This is a genomic window from Ruegeria sp. BE10 (assembly GCF_056538905.1).
Genome location: NZ_JBQFTX010000009.1, coordinates 1 through 17,130, shown reverse-complemented (window position 1 = coordinate 17,130; position 17,130 = coordinate 1). Strand labels below are relative to the sequence as shown.

General features: G+C 58.2%; 14 protein-coding genes. 4 read left to right on the top strand and 10 right to left on the bottom strand.

The features are described from left to right. Window positions 1–16: 16 nt before the first annotated feature. On the bottom strand, window positions 17–1,654 hold the full coding sequence (locus ACR0M2_RS17475; RefSeq protein WP_480706271.1) for a sulfatase-like hydrolase/transferase: 1,638 nt from the start codon (window positions 1,652–1,654) through the stop codon (window positions 17–19). Window positions 1,655–1,664: 10 nt separating this feature from the next. Then, window positions 1,665–1,916: a hypothetical protein gene (locus tag ACR0M2_RS17470; RefSeq protein WP_170362133.1), complete on the bottom strand. Its 252-nt coding sequence runs from the start codon at window positions 1,914–1,916 to the stop codon at window positions 1,665–1,667. Window positions 1,917–2,038: 122 nt separating this feature from the next. Here ACR0M2_RS17470 and ACR0M2_RS17465 point away from each other — a divergent pair, with 122 nt between their 5' ends. Further along, window positions 2,039–3,358, top strand: coding sequence for a tetratricopeptide repeat protein (locus ACR0M2_RS17465; RefSeq protein ID WP_480706269.1), 1,320 nt, complete (start codon window positions 2,039–2,041; stop codon window positions 3,356–3,358). A gap of 31 nt (window positions 3,359–3,389) precedes the next feature. Here ACR0M2_RS17465 and sstT read toward each other — a convergent pair whose 3' ends face one another. The 4 genes from sstT to ACR0M2_RS17445 all read right to left on the bottom strand — a co-directional run bounded on the left by sstT (window position 3,390) and on the right by ACR0M2_RS17445 (window position 6,219). After that, window positions 3,390–4,619 carry a serine/threonine transporter SstT gene (gene sstT / locus ACR0M2_RS17460; protein ID WP_170350941.1) on the bottom strand — a complete coding sequence of 410 codons (1,230 nt, stop codon included), beginning with the start codon at window positions 4,617–4,619 and terminating at the stop codon, window positions 3,390–3,392. 145 nt (window positions 4,620–4,764) lie between these two features. Beyond that, entirely contained in the window at window positions 4,765–5,280 is a 516-nt protein-coding gene (locus ACR0M2_RS17455; protein WP_480706268.1) for a hypothetical protein, read from the bottom strand. A 38-nt stretch (window positions 5,281–5,318) separates the two neighbouring features. Beyond that, window positions 5,319–5,786 carry a cysteine hydrolase family protein gene (locus tag ACR0M2_RS17450; RefSeq protein WP_170517256.1) on the bottom strand — a complete coding sequence of 156 codons (468 nt, stop codon included), beginning with the start codon at window positions 5,784–5,786 and terminating at the stop codon, window positions 5,319–5,321. Between the two features lie 19 nt (window positions 5,787–5,805). Continuing rightward, on the bottom strand, window positions 5,806–6,219 hold the full coding sequence (locus tag ACR0M2_RS17445; protein WP_480706266.1) for a VOC family protein: 414 nt from the start codon (window positions 6,217–6,219) through the stop codon (window positions 5,806–5,808). Window positions 6,220–6,402: 183 nt separating this feature from the next. On the opposite strand from ACR0M2_RS17445, the gene ACR0M2_RS17440 reads away from it, so the two are divergent. The 3 genes from ACR0M2_RS17440 (at window position 6,403) to ACR0M2_RS17430 (ending at window position 12,525) form a co-directional block, all read left to right on the top strand. Continuing rightward, a complete protein-coding gene (locus tag ACR0M2_RS17440) occupies window positions 6,403–7,503 on the top strand; it encodes an efflux RND transporter periplasmic adaptor subunit (RefSeq protein ID WP_480706264.1) in 1,101 nt (366 codons plus the stop codon). Between the two features lie 8 nt (window positions 7,504–7,511). After that, window positions 7,512–10,634: an efflux RND transporter permease subunit gene (locus ACR0M2_RS17435; RefSeq protein ID WP_480706262.1), complete on the top strand. Its 3,123-nt coding sequence runs from the start codon at window positions 7,512–7,514 to the stop codon at window positions 10,632–10,634. Window positions 10,635–10,719: 85 nt separating this feature from the next. After that, the gene (locus ACR0M2_RS17430) at window positions 10,720–12,525 is read left to right on the top strand and encodes a BCCT family transporter (RefSeq protein ID WP_480706454.1); all 1,806 of its coding nucleotides are present in this window, start codon (window positions 10,720–10,722) and stop codon (window positions 12,523–12,525) included. Between the two features lie 89 nt (window positions 12,526–12,614). Here the strand turns inward: ACR0M2_RS17430 and ACR0M2_RS17425 are convergent, their stop codons facing one another. From ACR0M2_RS17425 to ACR0M2_RS17410, 4 genes are all read right to left on the bottom strand, one after another. Beyond that, a complete protein-coding gene (locus ACR0M2_RS17425) occupies window positions 12,615–13,589 on the bottom strand; it encodes a sensor histidine kinase (protein WP_170350947.1) in 975 nt (324 codons plus the stop codon). After that, on the bottom strand, window positions 13,586–14,263 hold the full coding sequence (locus ACR0M2_RS17420) for a response regulator transcription factor (protein ID WP_480706260.1): 678 nt from the start codon (window positions 14,261–14,263) through the stop codon (window positions 13,586–13,588). Before ACR0M2_RS17420 ends, ACR0M2_RS17425 begins: the two co-directional genes overlap by 4 nt. Next, a complete protein-coding gene (locus tag ACR0M2_RS17415; protein ID WP_480706258.1) occupies window positions 14,260–15,825 on the bottom strand; it encodes a DUF4153 domain-containing protein in 1,566 nt (521 codons plus the stop codon). The genes ACR0M2_RS17420 and ACR0M2_RS17415 overlap by 4 nt, the downstream gene beginning before the upstream one ends. A 123-nt stretch (window positions 15,826–15,948) precedes the next feature. Beyond that, the gene (locus tag ACR0M2_RS17410) at window positions 15,949–16,947 is read right to left on the bottom strand and encodes a helix-turn-helix domain-containing protein (RefSeq protein ID WP_170413363.1); all 999 of its coding nucleotides are present in this window, start codon (window positions 16,945–16,947) and stop codon (window positions 15,949–15,951) included. Window positions 16,948–17,130 lie beyond the last annotated feature (183 nt).

Genomic DNA, 17,130 nt, shown 5'->3' with positions numbered 1-17,130 from the left:
AATTCTACGGTTTACCTCATTGCCAGCTCATGAAGGTTTCGCGCGCCAGTTCCGATTCTGGGCGCAGGTTTTCGATCCCTTCATAGGGCAGGCCAGTGCCAATCTCGGAATGCGGGTATTTGGCGATCATTTTCTGATGGCGTTTGACCATGTCCTGAAACGAGGCCCCGGCCCAAAGGGAATACCCCACCAGCGGGTGTTGTTCGCGCGGGTCGCGATAGATGTTGTAGGTCGGTGCGCCAGCGCCGGGTTGTCCGGGGGCAGGCAGGTGCATCTTGAACTCTTGCTTGACCACAGACCGGAGGACCGGCCCCTCGTAAACATAGACATAATCGCGCCGTCCGTGGCCTTCGCCGTTCAGCAAAAGGGCGGTTTGGTCGATGCCGTCAATTACGCGGTCGCGCGGGATATAGTCCGTCGCTCCCGCGATCCGGGCCATGGTGGTGTATATATCAGAGACGTGAAAGATATCGCCTGCTGCACTGTTGGCTTCGATGACGTTGGGCCAGCGGATGAAGGCATCGGTGCGTACGCCGCCCTCAAGATGCTGGGTCTTGCCGCCGCGATAGATCAGTTGGTTCAGGCCTGAGGTGCCCTCGTAGTGATACATCAGGCCATTGTCGGCCATCAGGACGACGATCGTGTTGTCGGCTTCACCAGTCTGTTCCAGCGCGTCCAACAGATCACCGATCCAACCATCCAGTAGCTGCAGCTTGTCCGCGTGAAAGCCCCCGTTACGTGAAATCGCCTGATCGGGATAGACGAAATTCAGCGGGTAAAGCGGCCAGTATTGCACGAAGAATGGCGCATCTTCAGCCGCAACGCGCTGGAGTTGCTCCAGAACTTGTTGCTGATACCGCAGGTTCATGTCTTCGTATTTGGCCTGCGTCCAAACCTCGCCCGCCGCCATGTCGACTTCGCGGGCCACGCCCCCCGCCTCGGCCTCGACACCTGTGACCAGACCGTAGGGTTTGAACCGCGCGTCCAGAAGGAACTGATTGTTCTGTCCTTCGGGTACATAGCCGAGCATGGCATTGGACCGCATCGCCTCGGGGGTCATGAGGCTCAGCTGTACTTGTTGGTGCAGGGGGAATGCAGCCCAGTCGAACCCCTGATTGTGGGGGTAGGATTGTTCGATATCGCCCTGATGCCATTTGCCGACATGGGCGGTGTTATAGCCCGCTTGTTTCAGGATTTCAGGGAGAGTGACTTCTGAGGCCGGAAGACCCTCGCCCACCAGCGCCACCTTGACCTCTTCCACCCCGGCTCGCACCGGATGGCGGCCCGTCAGCATTGCCGTGCGTGTGGGTGTGCAGGAGGGTTCTGTATACATTCGCATCAGCGACAGACCCTCGGTTGCCAGCTGGTTGATGTTCGGTGTCTCGATCCCCATGACGTAGTTCATCTTGCGGTCGCCCATCTGACCAAAGCTCACGTCATCAATCAGGATGTAAAGGAAATTGGGTGGTTGGCCGCCATTCGCATCGCGGATTTCGGCAAGCTTGGCGTCAATTTCAACATCCTGTGCGTCCCAGGCAGTGCCGAACTGCGCGCGCAGGTATTCGAACTCACCATCGTGAATGATCGGGGTGTCCTGAGCAATGGCCGGGCTGGCGGTCAGGATCAGCAGGGGCAGAAGGGTACAGAGTTTCATGGTCAACCTTTCACTCATTTGTGCGGTCAGGGGCGTGCAGCCGTTTTTCAATACTGCTTCGCAGGTCCGAGACACTTTCGGCCAGATCCGCGAGGTAACGGGTTTGCGTTCCACCTGCGGATCGCGGGGCAAGCGCCAACTCGCGGAGTACCTCGTGGTAATCGGCGCAGATTTGGTCAAACTCCTTGTCTCGCGCGCGCAAAGCCTGCAATTGATGTGCCGCGCCGGGAAACTGTGCTGCAAAGAAGTCATCATCTGTCATTGTAACGGCATCCGCTGGATTCGCCATTTAAACATGCCTGTCCAAGAATATGTCTTGAACGTATTAAACCGCATGCTACCGTAGCAGCATGCCGCCAAGTCCTTACCTTGAAAGGATAGTTCTTGACTGCCGCAACCGACGATACCACGCAGAGGGATGCAGGATCGTTCCCAAAGGAACAGATCCAGTCGGCGCTTGATCGGGTTCTTGCGTCCAAGGATTTCAAGGGTTCGGCGCGGATGCAGTCCTTTCTGACCTATGTCGTGACCGAGGCGCTTGCCGGACGCACGGATGAAATCCGCGCCAAGACGATTGCCATGGACGTCTATGGTTACAGCACCGATGACCTGTCCCGACGCGAAGGGGTCGTGCGTGTCGACGCGGGTCGCGTTCGGCGCAAACTTAAGGCGTATTACGGGGGGCAAGGCGCGTCGGACCCGGTGGTCATCACCTTGCCCGTCGGCAGCTACGCGCCAGAGTTTCGGTCGGGTGCGGCCGAGGTTGGAGGTAAGCGCAACCTGCCGCTGGTCGGAGCGGTAACCGGAGCGGTTCTGCTGGGCCTTGGCGGTTATGTGGCAACCACGCATCTGAGCGGCCGCAATGCGCCACCGACCACCGGCGATCAATCCACGATCTACGATGTTTCTCCGACCCGGGTCGAGGCGATGAACCTGTGTAGCGCTGGTCAGGACTTGATTTTTCCGGTTGTGGATTTACAACGGCTCCGCCCGGCTCTGATGGTGTTTGAAACGGCTATACAGCGGGACCCGCTGTATTACTGCGGCTATGCAGGGGCTGCGCAGGTGGAAACCATGCTTGCCATTTTGCAGTTCTACGATCCTGTCGCAGAGGAGTTGCTTGGCGCCGCCGATAAGAACAGCGCCCATGCACTTGAACTGGCCCCGGATGCGCCCTGGGCTTTGTCGGCCAGAGCATGGTCTGAGTTCGCTGCCGGCAATTTCGATCAGGCCGTCAGTCTGACTCACAGGGCAACCAAGCTGGCCCCCAATGATCCACATATTGCGGAATTTGACGCCCTGATATCGCTTTATACTTCTGACTTTGAACGCGTACTTTCACAGGCACAGCATTATCAGGCGCTGGCTGAAGATGGTGGTGGGTCGGTGGCCGGAAACGCGCTGGGTGCGGCGCAGTTTCACACCGGCGACTATGCGGGCTCAATCCGAACCTATGAGACTACGATCGCGCGCGGCGGCCCATTCGGGCCAATTTCAACTGCCTATCTGATGGCCGCGCATTGGAAAAACGGTGATCGGGGTGAGGCACGCAGACTAGCCGAATTATACGCCAGGACCTGGCCAAACTTTCCGTTGGGGGCGTTGAAAACCAGGGTATTTGCCGATCCAGGTCCTGTACGGGATTTGACTTCGGCAATGCGCGCCGCCGGGTGGGGTAGTGCAGACCCCACAACCGCCGAGTAAAACCTGACGGTTGTGGGGGGGTCAGGGCCGCTTAGGCGGCGACTTGCTCCATCGGCAGTTTGCGGGGATAGGGATCGCCTTGCTTGTACGATCCTGCCGCGGTGAACAGCACATCGGTGGACGAGTTCAGACCGGTTTCCGCCGAGTCCTGAAGAACACCGATAATGAACCCGATGCTGACCACCTGCATGGCCGTTGCGTTGTCGATACCGAACAGGCTGGCGGCCATTGGGATCAGCAACAGGGACCCGCCCGCGACGCCCGACGCGCCGGTGGCTGCAACCGAAGCGATAATGCTTAGGAACAGAGCCGAGAAGAAATCGACCTGAATTCCCATGGTGTGCACGGTCGCCAGTGTCATCACCGTGATGGTGATGGCGGCACCGGCCATGTTAATTGTGGCGCCGATGGGGATGGTGACCGAATAGGTCTCTTCATCCAGATTCATGCGGCGGCACAGCTCCATGTTGACCGGAATATTGGCGGCCGAGCTGCGCATGAAGAACGCGGTGATCCCGGATTCCTTCAAGCAGGTGAAGACCAGCGGATAGGGGTTCTTACGAATGCGCAGGAACACGATTAGCGGGTTCACAACCAGCGCCATAAACGCCATGCAGCCAATCAGCAGCAACAGCAGCTGGCCGTAGCTGGCAACCGTTTCAAAGCCGGTTTCAGCAATGGTCGAGGCCACGATGCCAAAGATACCAATGGGTGCAACCCGGATGATGGCAGCCACGATCTTGGTGATCGCGCCATCCAGATCAGACATCAGGGTCTTGGTCGAGTCGCTGGCGTGGCGGAAAACCAGCCCAAGGCCGATGGCCCAGGCGAGAATGCCGATATAGTTGGCCTGCGCCAGCGCGTTCACCGGATTGTCCACGATCTTCAGCAGGATGTTCTTGACCACCTCTGCCAGCCCGTCCGGGGCGTCCAAAAGCTCGGGCGTGCCAGTCAGGTGCAAAGAGACGGGGAACAGGAAACTGGCGCCCACTGCAACCAGTGCAGCGGCAAACGTGCCGAGAATGTATAACATCACCACCGGCCCCATGCGGGCCTGGCTGTCTTTCTTGTGGTTGGTGATTGCGGCGCAGACAAGGATCAGCACCAGAACGGGGGCGACGGCTTTTAGCGCGTCGACAAAGAAATCACCCAGCAGACCGACGGCTGAACCAGCAGCGGGCCAGAGGGTGGCGAGAAGGGCACCGGCTACCAGACCGATGATGATTTGCGTAACCAGGCTACCGCGTAGAATAAAATTCATCGGGACCATCCAGTTTGATTGGGGGCCTGACAGGGGTATTGTCGCTGTTCAAGCACGGTTAATTTATAAGATTGCGGCTATATGGGTCTTTTGGATCCAATTTAAACATCTGGACTTAAGAAATAGGTCCAGATTGAAAATTTCCTTATTGAGCCGCCGTCTCGCACGGCCTGACTGTGGGTGTTTCCGTGGACACGCGCTGCAGGCTCCAGGTGCAGGTTTGAACAGTTAGACCTGGCAGGTTTGGCACCTGATCCGAAGCCCAAACACTGGTCACCGAAAAACTGAATGGCGTGTTTGCAGCAGCGGGAAAAAACCGCGCAAGTTCTTTCGACGGGAAAGTGCCGCCGCAGGCTTCGAAATAGCCGCTGACCAAGGTGCCCTCGGGGTTCAGAACAACTGATCCGGTATAAAGCGAGTATTCAGCCCCAAGCTCTTGTTTGTCCGTGTATCGCAGGTCGATGGATATGCGGTCTCCGTCCTGAACGATCCCGGCGCTCATGGGGTCGGACCAGCTTGAGGGCACGCCACCCGTGGTGCTGTCACAGGCATAGCGCCCTTCGTATTGGCCGGTCAGTGAAAAGCCTTCTGCATATGCTGCACAAGGGATGGCCGCAAAAATGGCAAAGGCTGTTTTTCTTAAAATGCGGTTCGAGGTCACAATAGCTCTCCTCTCCGATGCGGACAGGGATTGCGACGTCACAAAATATCCGAGTGCCTATCAATCACCTGGCCAAAATGATGCTGCCACAGGTCCACGCCCAGTTTACCGCTGCGATCAAGCGAAGACCCAACAACCGTATCGGCAATTATGGTCGGTTGCAGGCCCGCGTCAAATAGGGCGAACCCTGCGGCAAGAACGCAGGTGTCGGCCTGGATGCCACAGACCAGCACACGGTCGACTTTCCAGCTTTGAAATTGTGCGATGACTTCCAGGGGCGGACTGTAGCCGTATTTCAGGACAATATGATCTGCCTGAACAAGGCTTTCGTCGACAGAACGTGGCTTCCACCCAATTTGCCGAAAAAAAGGAACTTTGTCCTCGTCATGGCGTTCAACGGTAGCGACCGAGGGGAATTTGGTCGCCAACAGACGGCTGCGTTCGACCAGCCAATCAGGCGGGTCAAAGCTGGGTTGGACGTCGACAACCAATACGGCCTGTTTCAATCAATGCCTCCGATGCTGGCTAAACCGCTTGATGAACCTCGATGACATTGCCCTCGGGGTCGTAGAAGAACAGTTGGTGCCACTCTTTCGCGAATGCGGTGCCATAGTCCGAATACGGAATGCCGTTGTCGTCGAGCAGCTTTTTGAACGCCTCGATATCATCGGTGCGAAACGCGATGTGGCCGCGTTCGACAGGGTTGATAGTCTCACCATGTTTGAACGCGACGTCGAGGTTCTTTTCGGCCAGATGCATCTGCATGGCCCCGTCGGTGGCAAAGCGGATCTTGCCGCTATAGCCCTTGTCGTCGGTCTCATCGGGCCGAGGGAAATTCTCGATCGGGATATCGGCCAACCCCAGAACCTGAGTGTAGAAACGGTGCAACCGCTCAACATCGTCCGAGACAAAGTTGATGTGATGGAATTCAAGTTTCATGAAGGCCCGGCCTTTTAATTGGTGGTTGGCGTCAGAAAATCCCAAGAACCAGCGACAGGCAAGCCCTGTATCAAAGGGATTGATATAGCAGGGAAATGCGTACGCCGTGACAGTCAGAAAACCGTTGCACCGTTTGGGGGATGCAGGGATAGTGAAGGGATCACAAACTACCGGGGATCCTTTATGAACCCTACCAAGCTGTTTGTTTGCGCATTGATCCCCCTGTTTCTGCCGGGCCCGGCAGCGGCCCAGTCCGACGCGCCGCCGCCAAGTGTGACCGTCGCGCCGGTGACGTTGGAGGATTTGCAGAAAAAGGCCCAGTTTGTTGGCCGGGTCGTGGCGGATCAAAGCGTCGATCTGCAGGCCCGTGTCGAAGGGTTTCTGGAAGAAGTCAATTTTATCGAAGGCGGGACAGTCGCCAAAGGGGATGTTCTTTTTCGCATCGAAAAGAAGAAATACGCGGCCAGTGTGGACAGCGCACAGGCGGCGCTGAAAAGCGCGCTGGCCAGCGCGCAGACCGACAAGGCGGCGCTGGATCGTCAGCAGGCTCTGTTCGACAAGGGAGATGTCCCACAGGCTGTTTTGGACACGGCATTGGCAACCTATGCCGCAGGGCAGGCTGCGGTGGATGAGGCGAGGGCCGATCTGAAAATCGCGCAGATTGATTTGGATTACACGGAAATCCTCAGTCCCATTGATGGGCGCATCGGGTTGTCAGCGGTGGATGCGGGCAATTTGGTAAGCTCCGATACCGGAGTTTTGGCAACGGTTAACAGCGTTGATCCGATGCTGGTGAGTTTTTACATCAGCGAGCCGGTCTTGCTGCAAGAACGCCGCAAAGGGCGCATCACGCCGGGCAACATCAAACTGACCACAAACATCAAACTGGCGGATGGGGAAACCTATGCCTCCACGGGCAAAGTCATATTCGTGGGCGACAGCGTCAGCCAGAACACCGACACGATTGAGCTACGTGCCAGTTTCGCCAACCCTGACGGCGTGCTGATCCCCGGTCAATTCGTGACCGTGGGTTTGGCCGGTTCAGAGGAGCCCAAAGTGCTGACCGTTCCGCGCAACGCTGTGCAGTTCGACAAGCAGGGTTTTTTCGTGTTTTCGGTCGACGGTGACGGCAAAACCCACCGGCAGAATATCGAGATCGGCACTCAGACCGCGACCCGCACTCAGGTGGTATCTGGGCTGAGCGAAGGCGACCGTGTGGTGGTGCAGGGACTTCAGAAGATACATGACGGGCTGGTCGTGAAAGCAGTAGACAGTCAGGGTTAGGGGCCGGTTTGATCGCACGCTACTTCATCGACAGGCCGCATTTTGCAGCCGTGATTGCGATCCTGATGGTTCTGTTCGGCGCGGTCTGTGTACGCCTGATCCCGATTACCGAATACCCGCATATCACGCCGCCGCAGATCTATGTGGATACGTCTTACCCGGGGGCGGACGCGCAGGTCATTCTTGAATCCGTCGCCACCCCCATCGAAGAGCGTGTGAACGGCATTCCGGGCATGTTATCGCTGTCGTCCAAAAGCTCGAATGACGGCACCTATATGCTGAACGTGTCCTTTGAGCTAGGCACTGACCCCGACGTGGCGGCTGTTGAGGTGCAAAACCGCGTGGCGCTGGCCAGTTCCGAACTGCCCTCGGCCGCATTGCAGCAAGGGGTCGAGGTTACCAAGCGGTCAGGCAATATGATTGTGGTGATCAACCTGACCTCGCCCGATGGATCGCGGGATGAGCTGTTTCTCAGCAATTTCGGTGCTGATTTCCTGCACGACCCGTTGCAGCGATTGCCGGGGGTAGGGACGGTGTCGCAATTCGGTCAGCTGGAATACAGCATGCGGGTCTGGATCAATCCGGTACGTATGGCCGCGTTGAATATCACCGCGTCCGAGGTTGCCGACGCCATCGAGGATCAGAACGTCATCGCCGCCGCCGGACAAGTCGGGGCTCCGCCATTTGCCGAGGGACGAACCGATTTCCAGTTTAAGCTGCGGGCTGAGGGGCTGCTGCGCGATGCCGAGGAATTTGGGCGGATCATTGTCGCCTCGAACCCCGACGGGTCAGTCACGCGGCTTGAGGACATTGCTCGAATCGAGCTGGGCGCGGCCACCTATTCCGGGTCGACCAAGCTGAACGGCAAGGACTCGGCCACAATCGCCGTCTATCAAGAAAGCGCCGCCAACGCGCTTGAGATTTCAGACTCACTGCGCGCCTTGATGAAGGATCTGTCGGCGAAATTTCCCAAGGGCGTGTCGTATGAGATCACCTATGACGTTACTGACGCGGTGCGTGTTTCGATCCGCGATATCATGACGACGCTGGCCCTGACGGCGGGGCTGGTGATTGCGGTGACCTTTCTGTTTCTGGCCAGCCTGCGTGCAACCATCGTACCGGCAATCGCCATCCCGGTGTCGCTGCTGGGTGCTGTGGCGCTGATTTATGCCATCGGGTTCAGCGCCAATATGATCACGCTGTTCGCTTTGGTTCTGGCCATTACCCTGGTGGTGGATGACGCGATCATCATCATCGAGAATGCCGAACGTATCCTGCGGGATGAGGGGCTGGACCCGCGTGCGGCGACCCTGAAGGCGATGTCTCAGGTCAACCGGCCGATCGTGGCGACGACCTTTGTTCTGGCGGCCGTGTTCGTGCCGGTGTGCTTCTTTCCCGGCGTGACGGGGACGATCTATTTCCAGTTCGCGCTGACGATCATCTTTGCCTTTGTCCTGTCTGCGGTGAACGCCCTGACGTTGGCACCGGTCTTGTGCGCGATGATGCTGAAAACTGACAGCAAGCCCATCGGTCCGCTGGCGATTGTTCCGGCAGTAATTATCTGGCTACGGCGCCAATACCTGCGCCTTGTGGCGCTGATGCTGCGCTATATGGCGGTGTCGCTGCTGGTATTTGCCGGGGCCGTCGGCGTGACGGTGTATCTGTTCAAAACCGTACCAACCGGCCTGATACCGCAGGAAGACAACGGTGTACTAATGGCCTCGATGGAGCTGCCGGACGGAGCCTCGCTGCAGCGTACGCAGGCCTTCATGGCGCAGGTGGGTAAGCTGATCGAACAGACGCCAGGGGTTGCAGCGGTCACAACGGTCTCGGGTCATTCCATGCTGGCCGGGGGGCGTTCGAATGTGGGCATGGCCATTGTTACGCTCACCCCATGGGATCAACGCACCAGTCCGGATTTGCAGTGGTACGCCATCATGCATGGGCTTGAACGACAGCTGGCGACATTGTCAGAGGGGGTCTCATACGTGTTTCCCTTTCCAACCATTCACGGGTTGGGCTCGACAGGGGGTATCTCGGTCCAACTGCTGGATCTGGGCAAAGGCGACGGGGCACAATTGGATGCGGTAATGAACGGCTTTGTAACCGCCCTGAACGCCGCGCCCGAGTTTTCGCGTGCACATGGCGATTTCTCGGCCCAAAGCCCGCAATACAAGCTGTCCATCGACCGAGACCGTGCCGAGACGCTGGGCGTCAGCGTGGCGGATATCTTTACCGCGTTGCAGGCCAATCTTAGCTCGTACTTCGTGGACAACTTCATACTGGACGAGCGCGTCTATTGGGTGGTGATTTCAGCCGATGCCGAATTCCGTCAGACGCTGGATGACGTGGATAACATCTATGTCAAAAACAGCGCCGGAGACTCGCTGCCCGTGCGCAATTTCGTCAGCAGCGAACCGGTCCTCGCACCGGACACGATCCCGCGCTACAACCTGTTCACGGCCGCCTCGGTCAGTGCGCAATTGGCCGAAGGGGTCAGTTCGGGCGACGGAATCATCGCGATGCAAGCGATTGCCGACAAGACGCTGCCTGATGGGTTTCGGATCGACTGGTCGGGTGTCACCCAGCAAGAGGTGAAGGCACAGGGGCTTGTGCCCTTCATCATGCTGTCGGCGCTGGTCTTGGCTTATCTGTTTCTTGTGGTGCTGTATGAAAGCTGGATTCTGCCGCTGTCGATCATCACGTCGGCGGTCTTTGCCCTGTTGGGCGCGTTGATCCCATTGGCGGTATTACCGTTCCTGACCAGCAATATCTTTGCGCAGGTGGGGATGGTGCTGCTAATCGGGTTGGCCGCGAAAAAGGCGATCATGGTGGTCGAATTTGCCAATCAGCAACGTGAAAGCGGGGCCAGCATTAAAGACGCGGCCCTAAAGGCGGCTGAAATCCGGTTCCGGCCGGTGACGATGACGGGCCTGTGTTTCATCGTGGGGGTTATGCCTCTGGTTCTGTCCAGCGGGGCAGGGGCGGCGGCGCGGGTCTCGGTGGGGTATCCGGTACTGTTTGGCATGATCCTGGACAGCACGCTGGGTCTGCTTATGATCCCGGTGCTGTATGCGGCATTTCAGACCGTTCGGGAATGGCTGTCTGGGTTGCGAACTGCCAACGAGTAGTTCCCGCAAGACCTGAAAATTGTTGCAGTCTTCCGGGGTTTCTCGGATGCTGAACGGCACGGAAACCGAGGTGGGCCCACGCAAAATGTCGCTGCAAGACCCCTTTACGGATCTTAAAATCGAACGGCAGGACAGCGGGTTTTACAAGGGCTACAACCTGCCGATTGCGCTGGTCAGCAAGATCGCTGTCTCGTTGCTGGTGCTATGGGCGTTGGTCTGGCCGCTGAATGCGAATGAAACGCTGAGGTCGTGGAAATCCGGGCTGCTGAGCGAGTTCAACGTCTTCTACAACCTCTCGGTCGCGTTGTTTGCCTTCTTTCTGTTTGTGGTTGCTCTCCTTCCTGCCACCGGGCGTATGCGGTTGGGGGGTGATGATGAGCGGCCCGAATTCACCAACTTCTCATGGTTTTCGATGATGTTCGGGGCCGGGCTGGGCGTTGGGTTGATGGTGTATGCTACGGCCGAACCACTAGGCCTGTGGGAATCAAATCCGCTGACCATGTCTGGTGAAGTCGCCCCGAAAAGCGCCGAGGCGATTCAGGGTGCCTATCGCTATACCTTTCTGCATACAGGGTTCCACGCTTGGGCAATCTACGTGGTGACAGGGTTGAGCCTGGCCTATTACGCCTATACTCGCGACATGCCTCTGACGATCAGAACGGCGCTGACGCCGCTGTTGGGCGAGTATTCCAACGGGGTTGCGGGCCACGTGATCGACATTTTGGGCGTGGTGGCGACCATCCTCGGGGTGGCGGTGACCATCGGCTATGGGGTGTCGCAGCTTGTCGACGGAGCCTTTCTGATCACCAGTGCGCAGTGGTTGATGGAAGGGGTCATGAAACCCTCGACCGCCGGTTTGATTGCGGCACTGACGTTGGTCATGATGATGTCGACCCTTTCGGCGGTGTCCGGCGTGGGGCGAGGGGTGAAATACCTTTCGAACCTTAATCTGATCCTGTCACTGATTCTTCTGGCGGTGTTCGTTTTCTTTGGCTCGTTTTCTTTTGCGATCAGGATCTATGGGCAGGCATTGGTGGACTATATCGTCAATTTTTTACCGCTCAGCCTGCAGGCCCATTCCCCGATGTCCCAATCCGAGTATGCCGCAGCCCTGCCACCTGATGCCGCCCCCTTCGTGGCCGAGCTGTTTCCCGGCGCAACTTATGCCTGGGACACGCGTGACAGCTTTTTGGCAGGGTTAAGCGGGGACGTGGCCGACCTGCCTGACACGACAAAGCAGGCCGCCTATGAAGCAGGTACACCGGGGCGGCTGTTCGGCTGGCAATCGGGCTGGACGACCTTCTATTGGGCGTGGTGGATTGCCTTTTCCCCTTTTGTCGGTCTGTTTCTGGCCCGCATCTCGCGTGGGCGCACAGTGCGCGAATTCATCCTTGGTGCAGTGGTTGCACCGTCTTTGGTTTGTTTTGCCTGGATGACCATTCTGGGCGGCTCGGCCATTGATCTGGAACTGAACGGAGACGCCGATGGCGCCATTCTCGCGGCCTCGACCACGGCGACGCTGTTTGTGACGCTCAGCGAGATGATCTCGGGACATCTGCTGGTAATCATCAGTTTTATGTGCGTGGTGCTGACCATGACCTTTCTGGTCACGTCAGCGGATTCCGGCATTCTGGTGATGAACACGATTATGTCCGGCGGGGCCGAGAAAACCGGGGTCATGCACCGTGTTTTGTGGGGCGGGTTGCTGACGCTGGTGATTGGAACGCTGCTGATGGCCGGGGGCGGCGGGCTTGAGGCATTGACCAATTCGATGATCATTGGTGCGCTGCCTTTTAGCGTGGTCTTGTTGCTGATGTGTGTCTCGCTTGCCAAGGCGATGATCAATGATCTGCGGCGTGCGCGCCACGAAGAAAACGAGACTGAAACCTAATCTTATCTGAGCGTGACCTTCAGGGGCGCATCAGATTGGATCGACTAGCACCGTCGAGAACACTGACTGATCCTGGGAATGATCTGCGCCTATTTGGTCGAGAAACAGATCGAAAAAGCAGCGCCGTCATGTGTCGGTAGTAACGAGATATCCGCACCGTGTGCCCGCAGTGTATTGCGCACGATGGACAGCCCCATACCAGTCCCGCCCTGATCGCGTTTAGTGGTAAAGAACGGATCAAATACCCGCGCTTTATTGCCGGAGGAAATTCCTGGCCCATCATCGCCAAGCCGCAGGATCACTTCGGTATCGTCTTCTGTTGCCGACAGGGTCACAACCTGCGCGCCATGTTCTTGCGCGTTGCCGAGCAATTGGCGCAACACGACCAGCAAGCCATTGGAACCAATCGGGATAATTAGATCGCCGCCGTCAAAACGCATTTCGAGAGTGGGAAAATCGCGGCACAATGCGTCTTGCACCGCGTTCAGACAGGTCACCCCCTCATGACGCGACTCGCGCGCGCGGGCTACCTGACGCATGGCGTCGATCTGCTGTTCCATCTGCACGCCCGCGCCGGCAATCTGGTCCACCAGCCTCAGGTTTTCAGCCGATAGCGTGTCATCATCGCGCAGTAATTCCGTCGCTACCCTAAGTGTTGCAACAGGCGTCTTCAACTCATGCGTGACATGGTCCGAGAAACTGCGGATAGTGGTTTCACGGTTGCGCAGGGTTTCGGCCATGTCGATGACGCGCTGGGCGGTGGTGCCAAGCTCCTGAGTGCCAAAACGTGAGGGCGGTGAGAGGGGATCGGCGGGGTGCCGAACAACCTGCGTGGCAAAACGTTCCAGCGCAAAGATCGGTCGCAGCAATAGCCGCACCAACAACCAGCCTAGAACAGCCGTGGCCGCCGTGATGATCACCGCCAGCAAAACGGCGGCATTGCGATAGCCCAGTTCCGGTCCCAGATACCGAAACGCAACCAGCCCGGTCAGGGACAACAGCAATGTGCCGCATAGGGCGCCGCCCAGCACGAAGGCAAGGCTGGGGCGCCACTTGCGCCTCATGCCGCGGTGTCCTGAATGCGGATGCCGACACCATGCACAGTTTCGATCACCCCAGTGCAACCGGCCTGCGCCAGCTTACCCCGCAAGTTGCGTAGATGGCTGTCCAGAGTACGGTCCGAGACTTGCGACAACGCCCCCCAAACCGCCTGTATCAGCTGCGCGCGGGTGTGTACCTGACTGGGACGTTCGACCAGAGTGGCCAGCAAAGTGAACTCGGTTGCGGTCAGCGATACGGCGTTTCCGTCCAACCTGCAGACATGCGCGCCTGGGTCCAGCGTGATCCGCCCATGGGTCAAGGTTGGGCTGGATCGCGACCCGGATGCACGTTTCAGGATCGCGCGCACCCGCGCCACCAGCTCACGCGGGCTGAAGGGTTTGGTGACATAGTCATCCGCGCCCATTTCCAGGCCCAGTATCCGGTCAATCTCATCATCGCGCGCGGTCAGGAACAGGATCGGAACCTCGGATCGGGCGCGGATGCGGCGGCAGACCTCGAACCCGTCCATCTCGGGCAGGCCAATATCCAGGACGATCAGATCCGGTGCTTCGCGGGCGGCGTGGGTCACGGCCATCTGGCCATCGCTGGCGGCGATCACCTGAAAGCCGGCGCGTTCCAACGCCAGACCAGCCAGATCGCGCAGGCGGGGATCATCGTCAACCAACAGGATTTTCATTGCGCCTCGCCTTTGGGGTTCGCTGTAAGATAGCCATTCACGCGTGCAGTGCGAAAGTCCCATTCGCGCCAGTTCGGATGGGTTGGGGCAGGATGCACACAGCTTTGCGCCCAGTCGGGAATGTGCATGATCGGCTGTTTGGCAATCTGGGTAGAAATTGCCTTGGAGGCCGAGTGCCCCAAGGCACACAGATAGATCCAGTCGGTCCGGGTCGCAGTATCCGAATCTGCAGCACGCGACAATGTATCCGCCGCAATCAGCGCAGCGAAATTTATGAACGCACAGATATAGAGGGTTCCCACGCTCAACATAGTGACCCGCAGCATCAACCAGACAGACGAACGCCCCCTTTGCACCTGCCAGGCCACCATGGCCAACCCAATTGCCACCAATCCCATCCAGATCAGCGCGTAGATCCGTAGGTAAGTCAGGCCAAACGCGTCGATATACAAGTCCAACCGGAACGCTGCGGACAAGGTCAGCAAAACGTTCTGTGCCAGCCATACAAGCAACAAGGGTTTCAACGCTAGGCTTTGCCCAAGAAAGGGGCGCGCTGCCAGTGCGAAGGCCCCGGCCAGCAAGGCCGTCATCAGCAGGGGGTAAGCGCCGCGATGGGCATATGTGGCGTGGCTCATACCTTCGGGCAGGGCGGCGGCGCCGAACAGGATCGAGATGTCCATGATGCTCTGCGCCGCCAGCATGAGGTTGAACAGGACCAAAGCCCTGAAAACCGATCCGGCATTCAATAGGCGTGACATGTTCCAGCTTAGGGTGGGGGCTGCCATAGGCGCATCCGGCGCGGGGGCTGTCAGGAACGGCCAGATCAACAAGGCCAGCCCGCCCCAGAACGCGATCCGGCTGATCAGCACAAACAGGTCGAAATCGACCTTAAGCACTCGGACCAAAGCATGTTCCAACACCGGATTAGCACTGATCAGCAACGCCCCAAGCACGAAGAAGCCACCCAACGGAAAGGCCCAGTTGCGGATGAATACATGAACTATTGAACGGCCGGTTTCGCCATGTGCTACCGGTTTACGGCGCCATCCCCGAACGTGCGCTGCGCATTCCTTCAGCCCGGCAGTCGGAACCCTTTTGATCAGGCGCAAGACTCCACCGGCCAGCCAGGGAAAGAGCTTGCGGTATTTGACCTCTGGTGGGATTTGCAACAACACGATCGCGCTGAGCAGCCCCGCGATCAGGAAGGTCACCGACAAAAGCTGGACATGTTCTATCAAGGGCAGGGTGGCCAGCATCAACACAACTGCGGGCGCCAGTAGTTTTGAGCGGGTGGGCTTGTTCACCCAGACGGCAGCAAAGATGCACCAAGCGAAAAGTGCCAGTGAGAGCCTGGGTTTGTGGCCCCAGAACAGTAGATCGCCCAGCAGAACAAGCAGGATCAGTGCAGTAATCCGCGGAAACCTTCGGACGCCGTCCAGAACGTTTCCCGGGGTCGCAGGCGGGGGCGTTGGGTCAACCGACGTGCCACTTTCACTGGCCAGCCACCAGCCATCATGGGCAAGTGAGCGGGGCACCCCCCGGATTATAAGTTCATTGGGCATATCAGCCTCCTGCTTGAGTTTCCTCAAGATTGCAGGGGCAGATCGCAGAACCTTTGCAGCAGTTGTGCAGAATTCGTGCAGATTGGCCCGGACTTACGGGCCCGGCAAGGGGTGTCTGGCAGGTTAGTGCAGCGCGCCGTGATCCCTAAGTTCTCCGGCAAATCGGCAGCTGCGAACGGCCTCGGGCGTGGTGGAATACTGCGCCCTGAAAGCCCGCCCCAGGGCAGAAGCTGATGAAAACCCGGTTGCTGTTGAAATCTCAAGCTGTGGCATGTCGGTATAGCGCAGCAAGCTGTAGGCGCGCTCAAGCCGCAGCTCGCGATAGGTGGTCAACAATTTGACACCGGTCTTGTTCAGAAACCGCCGCTGCAATTGACGGGTCGAGGCCCCAAGCGCCTGCGACAGGTCCGAGATTTTCAGCGGGTCTTCGACATTGTTCAGCATCTTTTCGATCACCTGCCGGACCATTGGATCAGCCCCGGACCGTTGGATCAGGCGGTTGGCCAACTGGCTTGCACAGCCGCGTTTTGGTTCGGTCAGGCCAATGTAGCCGCGTAGACTTTCGGCTAGATGTTCACCGTGGTCCAATGCTACGAATTCCGCCAGCAGGCGCAGGGCGCTCAGTTTGGTCGCGGCACTGTGTACCCGCCCATCGGGTGATTTGTGCGTGGGTTTGTGACAGTCGGCAAGCCCGATCTCCTGCGCTGCGGCCGAGAAGTTCGGATGGATAGCGGCGAGGGGCTCATCAGTCTTCGCGCTGTGCGCCAGCAGCAGAGCAGCCCCCCCGACCAGAATGGAGCGTGACGCCAGATTCAGTATCTGCGCAACGCGGGTCTTGTCCTGTCTGGCGCAGTGCCAGGGTTTGTGAATGTCGCCCCAGAAAATCGCAGTGCGACCCGCCCAATACAGGGGGTCGCCAGTAAAGGCTTCGGATGTATTCCGAATGGTGACGGCATAGGTGTGATCTTCGACAAGATCATTCAGAGCATGAAAAAACTCGGTAACCATTTCGGCCGAACCTTCGGCCTCGGGATCGTTTAGAAAAACGTCGATACTTCGCAGCCGTTCAGAGGCCGTTCGGGCCAACTGTACGTGGTTGTTGCCGAGGACATAGTGTTTCATTTCTCCTCCCCCTGCCTGATTTGGCTGCGTTGTTTTGGTCGGTGTACCCCCCGCCTTTTGGCGGGGGGTGTGATTTACTCAGCTGCGTCGAGGTATGCGTCCATTGGTGGGCATGTGCAGACGAGGTTTCGGTCGCCATATGCGTTGTCGACGCGGTTGACGGGGGACCAGTATTTGTCGACG